General features: G+C 71.4%; 6 protein-coding genes. 5 read left to right on the top strand and 1 reads right to left on the bottom strand.

Going from position 1 to position 7,672, the window contains the following annotated elements; genetic code table 11:
* Nucleotides 1–406: 406 nt before the first annotated feature.
* Together H7I41_RS24255 and H7I41_RS24250 are read left to right on the top strand one after the other, a co-directional pair.
* The gene (locus H7I41_RS24255) at nucleotides 407–781 is read left to right on the top strand and encodes an SRPBCC family protein (RefSeq protein ID WP_372503798.1); all 375 of its coding nucleotides are present in this window, start codon (nucleotides 407–409) and stop codon (nucleotides 779–781) included.
* A gap of 133 nt (nucleotides 782–914) precedes the next feature.
* Nucleotides 915–2,435 (top strand): S8 family peptidase, encoded by a 1,521-nt coding sequence (locus H7I41_RS24250; RefSeq protein ID WP_264015169.1) that lies wholly within the window; start codon nucleotides 915–917, stop codon nucleotides 2,433–2,435.
* A gap of 4 nt (nucleotides 2,436–2,439) precedes the next feature.
* Here H7I41_RS24250 and H7I41_RS24245 read toward each other — a convergent pair whose 3' ends face one another.
* The gene (locus H7I41_RS24245; protein ID WP_264015168.1) at nucleotides 2,440–3,336 is read right to left on the bottom strand and encodes an Lrp/AsnC family transcriptional regulator; all 897 of its coding nucleotides are present in this window, start codon (nucleotides 3,334–3,336) and stop codon (nucleotides 2,440–2,442) included.
* Between the two features lie 210 nt (nucleotides 3,337–3,546).
* Here H7I41_RS24245 and H7I41_RS24240 point away from each other — a divergent pair, with 210 nt between their 5' ends.
* From H7I41_RS24240 to H7I41_RS24230, 3 genes are read left to right on the top strand one after another with little or no spacing between them, the layout of a single operon-like run.
* Nucleotides 3,547–5,109 carry a purine-cytosine permease family protein gene (locus tag H7I41_RS24240; protein WP_264015167.1) on the top strand — a complete coding sequence of 521 codons (1,563 nt, stop codon included), beginning with the start codon at nucleotides 3,547–3,549 and terminating at the stop codon, nucleotides 5,107–5,109.
* Nucleotides 5,106–6,062, top strand: a complete 957-nt coding sequence (gene speB, locus H7I41_RS24235) for an agmatinase (protein WP_264015166.1) — start codon at nucleotides 5,106–5,108, stop codon at nucleotides 6,060–6,062. Before H7I41_RS24240 ends, speB begins: the two co-directional genes overlap by 4 nt.
* Nucleotides 6,059–7,663, top strand: coding sequence for a thiamine pyrophosphate-binding protein (locus H7I41_RS24230; RefSeq protein WP_264015165.1), 1,605 nt, complete (start codon nucleotides 6,059–6,061; stop codon nucleotides 7,661–7,663). The genes speB and H7I41_RS24230 overlap by 4 nt, the downstream gene beginning before the upstream one ends.
* The last annotated feature ends 9 nt before the right edge of the window (nucleotides 7,664–7,672 follow it).

Here is a 7,672-nt window from a genome sequence, read left to right as displayed (position 1 = left end):
ACCCGTGTCGGCGCCGGGCACCTGCGCCGTCGCTCCGCCGGGGCCCGCTCCCGCACCCGGGGGCGCCGGTGCCGGCGCAGGCGCGCTGCTCGGCGTCATCGTGGGCGGCGTCACCGAGCTGGTGGTCGTGGTCGTGGTGGTGCTCGAGGTGCTGCTCTCCGAGGACTCGCCGTCACCGCCGCCACAGGCGGCGAGCAGCGCACTCGCGGCGATGGCGGCGGCGCCGACGGTGACGGGGAAACGGCGGGCGGTGCGCTGGGCAGGCATCTGTGCTCGATTTCTGTGGGGGGATCGAAGGACTGGGTCTCCAGTACCCAGCGAGGCGCGACTCGAATCCGGCCCGCAGCGTTTGGCGAACGGGAGACCAGGGCATCGCCACGGCATGAATCTCGCGCTGCGCAGCGGCATGCTCTCGGTGGACCGGGTGATCCGCGCGTCACCGGCCGCGGTCTGGTCGGTGCTGACCGACCTGAACCGCTGGCCGGAATGGGGCCCCACCGTCTCGGGTGCGAAGCTGCTCGACGGCGACGAACTGGGGCTCGGCGAGCGCGGCAAGGTCTGGACCCCGGTCGGTGTCCCGCTGCCGTTCACCATCACCGAGTTCGAGCCCGGCCGCAGTTGGTCGTGGCAGGTCGCAGGCGTCCCGGCGACCCGGCACAGCGTCGTGCCGCACGACCGCGGTGCGCTGGCGAGCATGGCCGCGCCGGTGTGGGCGGGCGCCTACCTGCCCGTGCTGGCGGTCGCACTGCGCCGCATCGACCGGATGGTGACCGGGCACTGAGCACTGCCCGTTGACGCACACTTCGCGCACATCGAACCTCGCGGCGTGTCCCGGTGTCATGCTGAGGTGACCGACGCGGAGGCGGGACATGCGGGCAGTCACCGAAGCACTCGAAGCGGCCACCGTACCGAGGGTGCCTGGAAGTAACGGCGCGCCAGCACGATTCGCGGTCGAGATGGGCGACGGCCGGGACGCGGATGCGATGACCGCCACCGTGCGGGAGGCGTGCGCGGATCTGGCGGTGACCGTGACGGCACTGGGCGAGCAGGTGCTCGTGGTCGAGATGCCGGACCGCACACTCGACGGGGCGTCACCCGCGGCCGCGTTCTCGGCGGCCTACGTCCTCGCGGACGCCGTCGGCTCACCGGCTGCCGAACCCGACCTGCCGACGGAGTTCTTCCCGGAGACCGATCCCGCCGAGCCGGTGCAGGAGAGCCTCGGCGGGGTGCCGGGCTGCAATGTGGACACCGAGCCGGCGCTCGCGGCGGACTGGGCCCTGGCCGCCATCCGCGCGCGGGAGGCGTGGGCACTCTCGGAATCGCAGGGCCGTCCGGCCGCGGGCGCGGGCATCGTCATCGCCCAGCCCGACACCGGGGTCTTCCCGCATCCGGAACTCGACGGGGTGGACCGCGCGGGTGGTTTCGACACCCTCGACGACGACGGCGATCCCACCGATCCGCTCGACGGCTTCAATCCGGGTCACGGCACCGCGACGGCGAGTGTGGTCGTGTCGCCGACGTCGCTGACGGTGATCGGCTCCGCACCCGCTGCCCGGCACATGCCGATCCGGGCGATCGAGAGCGTGATCCGGGTGACCCAGGTATCGGTCGCGAAGGCCGTCGACTGGGCGGTCCGCAACGACGCGCACGTCATCACGATGAGTCTCGGCGGCCTCCCGTCGTTCTCACTGCACGACGCGCTGCGGCGGGCGGTGGCCGGCAACGTCATCGTGCTCGCGGCGGCCGGCAACTGCGTCCGCCAGGTGGTGTTCCCCGCGCGCTACGACGAATGTGTCGCCGTGGCCGGCGTCAACGCCGGTGACGGACTGTGGCCGGGCACGTGCCGCGGGTCGACGGTCGACGTCTCGGCGCCGGCGCAGAACGTGTGGCGGGCGGCCCGGTCGGGCGGCGTCGAGCAGGGCCAGGGCACCAGCTTCGCGGTCGCGCTGACCGCCGGTGTGGCCGCGCTGTGGCTCGCCCACCACGGCCGCGATGTGCTCATCGCCGAGGCGCGGGCCCGCGGCGAGACGGTGCAGGCGATGTTCATGCGGCTGGCGAAGGGGACGGCCCGGCGGCCGCCGGGGTGGGATTCCGGCGAGATGGGTGCGGGCATCATCGACGCCGAAGCCCTCCTCGGCGCCGACCTCGACCTCGGCGTCGGGCTGGAGACGGTCACGCTCGCGCAGGGCGTTGCGCCGGCTCCGGTGGGCAGCGTCGCGTCACTGCTCGCCGAGACGGTGGGTGCGACGGCCGCCGATTCGGTGGATCTGCACCGGTTCGGCCCCGAGCTCGTGGCGGCGGTCCTGGCTCACGCGGTCGCAGGCGGCCAGGAGTCGGCGCCGGCTGCGGCGGTGTCGCCGCAACTGGCTGCGGCCGTGACGGACTCGGAGCTGTCCCGCTGGCTCGGCGTCGACCGCCGGACCGTCCGCGGCTGAGCACTCACGGGGTCGACGACTCCAGTCCCGACGCGTAGCTCTCCTTGACCACTTCGAGGTGTGCCCAGCTCTCCAGTCCCCGCACCCCCGGCAGCGCCCGCACCGTGTCGAGCACGTCGACCAGCTGGCCGGCCGAGAACGCCCGCACCGTGATCAGGACGTCGAAGCGGCCGAGTGTGCGGGCGATGAAGATGACCGAAGACATCGCGGCCAACGCCGCCACCACGTCCTGGTGGCGGCCGGCCAGCCGGATGCCCATCCCCATCGCGCTCTGCCGGTCCTGACCGGAGTGCCGCACCACGGCGCCGACGCGGACCACCTTCGACTCGAGCAGCCGCACGACGCGTCGCCGCGCGCCCGCCGCGGACAGTCCCACCGCTGCGGCCAGATCCACATAGGACGCGCGGCCGTCCTCCTGCAGTCGCGTCAGTAGTGCCCGGTCGGTGTCGTCCACCTCGGTCCTGACCTCACCGACGGGGCCGACCACGTCGCGCACCACCTCCACGTAGCTCAGGGTGTCCACGGCCGACACCCCCGGCAGCGCGCGCACTTCGGCGACGGCGGCGTCGATGTCCAGCGGTGAGGCCGACCGGACCTCGGCGACCAGTCCGTGCGCGCCGCTGATCAGCGAGAGGAACGGCACGTCGGCGCGGCGGGCCAGCCGCCGGGCGACCGGCGCAGCGGGGCCGTGCACGGCGACGCTGACGTGTGCGAGCGCGCCGCGGCCCAGCACGGCGGGGTGCACGGCCCCCCGGATCACGACCTGCCCGGAGGTGATGAGCCGTTGCACGCGTGCCGCCGCCGCGGAGCGCGACAGTCCGACCGCGCGGGCGATGTCGCGATGGGTCATCCGTCCGTCGACCTCGAGGAGCTCGACGATCTCTTCATCGACCTCGTCCATGACGCTCATTGCTCCGATCGGTTCGAATTTTTTCGGCCTGCATCCACCGGCACAAACGACGCACAGAAGGGCTCAGTCGATCACTATGACGCAGATGATCAGCCACCGCTGGCACATCGTGATCAGAAACGTCGCTGTAACGAATGAATCGCTTGCGGGGGCCCACCGACGGTTCTAGCGTGACCCTCACCACACCAGGAGAGGGGCGCCATGGCCACCGACGCAGTGCCGCCCGTCGCACCGCCCAAGGTGACCGAGGTCGAGGCGCACGGCGTCGAGCCGATTCCGGATCGGGAACGCACCGCCCGACCCCTCGATCTGTTCCGGCTGACCTTCGGCGGCGCCAACACCATCGCGACGGTCGTCCTCGGCAGCTTCCCGATCATCTTCGGGTTGTCGTTCCGCGACGCGCTGCTGGCCACCCTGCTCGGCGTCGTCCTCGGCGCGGCGATCCTGGCGCCGATGGCGCTGTTCGGTCCGCGCAACGGCACGAACAACGCCGTCTCGTCGTCGGCGCACCTGGGTGTGCACGGCCGGGTGGTCGGATCCTTCCTGTCGCTGCTGACCGCGGTGGCGTTCTTCTCGATCTCGGTGTGGACGTCCGGGGATGTGCTCGTCGGCGGCGCGAACCGGGTGACCGGCCTGCCCCAGAGCGACGTCGCGGTCGGGGTGGCCTACGGGATCTTCGCGCTGCTGGTCCTCGTCGTCTGTGTCTACGGCTTCCAGTTCATGCTGCTGGTCAACAAGATCGCGGTCGTCGCCGCGACCGTGCTGTTCCTGCTCGGGATCATCGCGTTCGGCGGCACGTTCGACCCCGGCTATCCCGGCATCTACGGCGACGGCGCAGACGCCGCCACCAACGCGCTGTACCTGCCGTCATTTGTCGGCGCCGCGTTGATCGTCATGTCCAACCCGGTGAGCTTCGGTGCGTTCCTCGGCGACTGGTCCCGGTACATCCCCCGCGGGACGCCGGCCTGGAAGTCGATGACGGCGGCGTTCCTCGCGCAGATCGCCACACTGGTGCCGTTCCTGTTCGGTCTCGTCACCGCCACCGTCGTCGCCACCACCGCGCCGCAGTTCATCGACGAGGGCGACTACATCGGCGGCCTGCTCGACGTGTCGCCCGGCTGGTACTTCGTGCCGGTGTGCCTGATCGCGCTGATCGGCGGAATGTCGACCGGTACCACGGCGCTGTACGGCACCGGCCTCGACTTCTCCAGTGTCTTCCCGAGATTCAGCCGCGTGCAGGCGACGGTGCTCGTCGGCCTCATCGCGATCGCGTTCATCTTCGTCGGCCGGTTCGCGTTCAACGTCGTGCAGAGCATCTCGACGTTCGCGGTCCTGATCGTCACCTGCACGGCGCCGTGGATGGTGGTCATGATGATCGGCTGGGTGGCCCGGCGCGGCTGGTACGACTCCGATGCGCTGCAGGTGTTCAACCGCAGGCAGCGCGGCGGGCGGTACTGGTTCGACCACGGCTGGAACTGGCGCGGTCTGGGCGCGTGGCTGGTGTCGGCGGCCATGAGCATCTGCTTCGTCAACCTGCCCGGCCAGTTCGTCGGTCCGCTCGGCGATCTCGCCGGCGGCATCGACCTGTCCATCCCGGTCGGGCTCGGGCTGGCCGCCGTGCTGTACCCGGCGTTGCTGCGACTCTTCCCCGAACCGGCCGACGCCTTCGGCCCCGACGGCCCGCGGTTCTTCCCGGCCGGGCCCGCCGCGGGCATCCCGATCACGACGGTGGACGACGTTGACAGTCAGGAGGTTTCCGCATGACCACGCCCATCGGCCCGATCGATGCGTCGAAGACGCCGCGCTTCGCCGGACCCGCCTCCTTCGCCCGGTTGCCGCGGCTCGACCAGGTGCCGCGCGCCGACGTCGCCGTGGTGGGCGTGCCGTTCGACTCGGGGGTGTCCTACCGGCCCGGCGCCCGCTTCGGCCCCAACCACGTGCGCGAGGCGTCGCGGCTGCTGCGGCCGTACCACCCGGCGCTGGACGTGTCGCCGTTCGACATCGCCCAGGTGGCCGACGCCGGTGACATCGCGGTGAACCCGTTCAACATCAACGAGGCGATCGAGACCATCGAGGCCGCGGCGGTCGACCTCACGGCCGGCGGCACGAGCCTCGTCACCATCGGCGGCGACCACACCATCGCACTGCCACTGCTGCGCGCCGCCGCACAGCGGCACGGGCCGGTCGCGCTGGTGCACTTCGATGCCCACCTCGACACGTGGGACACCTATTTCGGCGCCGAGTACACCCACGGCACCCCGTTCCGGCGCGCCGTCGAGGAGGGCATCGTCGACACCGAGGCGCTGTCACACGTCGGCACGCGCGGGCCGCTGTACGGCAAGAAGGACCTCGAGGACGACCGCCGTTTCGGCTTCGGCATCGTCACCTCGTCCGACGTCTACTACCAGGGCGTGCGGGAGGTCGTCGACAAACTGCGCCAGCGCCTGGGCGACCGGCCCGTCTACGTGTCGATCGACATCGACGTGCTCGACCCGGCCCACGCGCCGGGCACCGGGACACCCGAGGCCGGCGGAATGACCAGCCGCGAACTGCTCGAGATCCTGCGCGGCTTCCGCGGACTCAACCTGATCGGCGCCGACGTCGTCGAGGTCGCACCGGCCTACGACCACGCCGAGATCACCGGCGTCGCGGCGTCGCACGTCGCCTACGACCTGGTGTCGCTGCTGGCGATGCGTCACGAGGAGACTGGCGGGTGACGCGGACCGGTGGTGACGTCGTCGTCGAAACCCTGACGGCACTTGGTGTTTCGCATGTCTTCGGCATTCCCGGGCAGAACGCGCTCGCGCTGTTCGACGCGATCGGGCGCAGCGGCCTCACCTTCGTCAGTTCGCGCGTCGAGAACAACTCGGCCTTCGGCGCCGACGGATACGCCCGCGCCACCGGCGAGGTCGGCGTGCTCTTCCTGTCGACCGGTCCGGGAGCCCTGACCGCGCTCGGCGCCCTGCAGGAGGCCTATGCCACCGGCGTGCCACTGCTGGTGATCGCCAGCCAGGTGCCGCGCGACGGGATCGGCCTGCGCCGCGGCATGCTTCACCAACTCGACGACCAGCAGCGCAGCGCCCTCAACGTCACCAAGAGCACGGCCCTGGCCCGCAACGCCGGTCAGCTGCCCAGCCTGCTCGCCGACGCCTGGGCACTGGCCCGGTCCGCACCGGCAGGCCCGACGTGGGTGGAGATCCCCCAGGACGTACTGGAAGAGCCCACCGACGTGCCGCCGGTCGGCCCGGTCGGAGGTGCTGCCGTGCAACGCGCGCCGCGATGGGATCTCGTCCGGGAAGCCGGGGCACTGCTGAACACCGCGCAACGACCGGTGATCCTCGCGGGTGGCGGCGTGCGCCGGTCGTCCGGCGGTCCTCGCGCGCTGGTCGCGCTGGCCGAGACGCTGGACGCGCCCGTCGTGTCGACGGTCGGTGGGAAGGGCGCGATCCCCTTCGACCATCCACTTTCGGCCGGATCGTGGATCGAGGACCGGTACACCACCGAACTGCTCGAGGACGCCGACGTGCTGCTCGTCGTTGGCACCGCGATCGGCGAGGTGACCAGCAACTACTTCACGTTCGCACCGCGCGGCCGGCTGATCCACATCGACGCGGAGGTCCGCGTGCTCGAAGCGAACCATCCCGCGCTGGCGATACACGCCGACGCCGCCACGGCGCTCGGAGCGCTCTCGGCCGAACCGCTCTCCGTGTGTTCGCGCGAATCCGGCGCGCGTGTCGCGGCGGATCTGCGAGATGCGGTGCAGGACAGACTCACCGGGCAGGACCTCGCGGCGGAACTCGGGCTCATGCGTGACCTGCGCGCCGCGACACCAGCTGCGGCGCAGACCTTCTGGGACATGACGATCGCCGCCTACTGGGCATGGTCGGCATGGGACCCCTGCGACGGCGAGTTCCACTCCGCGCAGGGCGCCGGCGGACTCGGCTTCGCCTTCCCCGCCGCGGTGGCCGCGGCGGTCGGCACGGGCACGCGGACACTGGCCGTCTCCGGTGACGGCGGCGCCATGTACTCGATCGCCGAACTCGCCACCGTCCGTCAGCACGACGCCGACGTCACGTGGCTGATCGTCGACGACGGCGGGTACGGCATCCTGCGCGAGTACATGACCGGAGCGTTCGGCAAGGCCACCGCCACCGAACTCGCACGGCCGGACTTCGTCGCCCTCGCCGAGAGTTTCGGCGTGCCCGCACATCTGGCGACGCTCGACGACGTCGGCGAGATCGTCGCCGGCACCTTCACGACGCGCGGTCCCGCGGTCGTCGTCCTGCCCGCGCTGCTGCGGATGTTCGCTGCCACCTGAAACAGGAGT

This window comes from [Mycobacterium] manitobense, from assembly GCF_025821665.1.
Taxonomy (GTDB): domain Bacteria; phylum Actinomycetota; class Actinomycetes; order Mycobacteriales; family Mycobacteriaceae; genus Mycobacterium; species Mycobacterium arseniciresistens.
This window is presented reverse-complemented; position numbering and strand designations above follow the sequence as displayed.

Excerpts from the sequence above, each read along its gene's own strand:
- H7I41_RS24240 (WP_264015167.1), top strand. The coding sequence starts at position 3,547 with ATGGCCACCGACGCAGTGCCGCCCGTCGCACCGCCCAAGGTGACCGAG.
- H7I41_RS24255 (WP_372503798.1), top strand. The coding sequence starts at position 407 with ATGCTCTCGGTGGACCGGGTGATCCGCGCGTCACCGGCCGCGGTCTGG.
- H7I41_RS24245 (WP_264015168.1), bottom strand. The coding sequence starts at position 3,336 with ATGGACGAGGTCGATGAAGAGATCGTCGAGCTCCTCGAGGTCGACGGA.
- speB (WP_264015166.1), top strand. The coding sequence starts at position 5,106 with ATGACCACGCCCATCGGCCCGATCGATGCGTCGAAGACGCCGCGCTTC.